Origin of the sequence: Actimicrobium antarcticum (assembly GCF_039536745.1) — a bacterium.
Classification (GTDB): domain Bacteria; phylum Pseudomonadota; class Gammaproteobacteria; order Burkholderiales; family Burkholderiaceae_D; genus Actimicrobium; species Actimicrobium antarcticum.
The window spans coordinates 1-1,297 of record NZ_BAAAZE010000020.1 but is presented as its reverse complement, the minus strand read 5'-3'; the positions used below and the strand labels follow the sequence as shown (position 1 = coordinate 1,297).

The following is a 1,297-nucleotide window of genomic DNA, read 5'->3' as shown; positions in this document are numbered from 1 at the left end:
CGACCCGATCGCACCTGCGATCGGGTCGTTTTGCATTGGGCAGGTCAACAAGGCGCTGGCGCAATCGTTTCAAGAGCGCAGGTAGCTTGCCATACGAGCGGGTCACAGCGGCCCAGCGCAATTCATATTGGATGGTGTGGAAGGCGCGAATAAAACTGATATCAGTCGGCGCACGCCCCGCCTCCAACGCTGCTTTGGCGATTTCGAGACGGATCAAGTTATAAGCAGTCAACGCGCCCCAGATTTCCTGCATGACGCCGTCGACGGTCTTACTGCGCAAGGTCAGCGCCATGCCCATCATCGATTGCTTCCATTCCCGATAACTCGTTTCGATTTGCCACCGCCGGCTGTAGCAGGCCACGATATTGGCCGCCTTGAAGCGTTTGCGGTCCGTCAGCGAGGTCAGCAAGACCTTCCGGCGTCCTTGTGGATCGATCACGGCGATGGCGCGTGCGCGCCAGAACTCGGGCAAGTCCGGTGACTTTTTGCGCGCTTGCGGCGACACGCGCATGGCAACAAGGCCATCGTCGGCGTCCCCCTCAATACGCTCCCATTTGGTGTTGCATTTGGCCGGAATCAGGAAGTGCCGGTTCTCGCCACCGGCGGTGAGTCCGCAGAGAATTTCTGCGCACAGGAAGCCGCGGTCAAAGACCGTCAGCGAGGCATCGGGAATGGCAGGTACGAGAGTTTTTGCATACCGCATTTCATTGATTTCATAGGGCCCGAATGCAGCATCGACCACCAGGTGGGTCGGAATGGATGTCACCGTCACGCCCCGCACTTGCGGGTAGCTCGCGACCCTGCCGCTGGCATATCCCTGAGCGCCAAAATGGTTCCGATTGGCCTCGCTGTCGGCGGTACGTAACGTCGTGCCATCCATGGCCAGCAACCGCAATCCGTGGAATAGGTACGCCTCTTTATCCTGGGCGCTCCACGCCTGTGCCGAGGCGTGAAAGAGCCATTCGAGCGGAGCGGGCCCAAGCCGTTCGCGGGCTTGCGCGACCGCACTTTTACTGACGAAAGACGCCGCGACATCCGGCAACGCCAAATCAAGATCGTCGACTACTTCGCTGATCGATTGATGACGATACAGCGCTAGGGCAATGACGAGCCAGACCACTTGTTCGGCTGGCAAGCGGCGATGGCGTATGCTCGCTTTGCCTGTCTGCACCAGGGCTTGCCCGATCCACTCACAGGGCAAATGCGCCCCCAGTCGCCCCCAATCGGGTAGACCGTCAGAATCAATGTCAGAGTGAAGGACGTCGGCCAGCATGATGCCGAAACGTTAACAGCTTGC

At 59.4% G+C, this 1,297-nt stretch carries 1 protein-coding gene; it reads right to left on the bottom strand.

What is annotated here, in order from left to right:
- Window positions 1-1,273 (bottom strand): IS4 family transposase (locus tag ABD720_RS19260; protein WP_344765861.1); only part of this gene is annotated, 1,273 nt, incomplete at its 3' end.
- Between the last annotated feature and the right edge of the window lie 24 nt (window positions 1,274-1,297).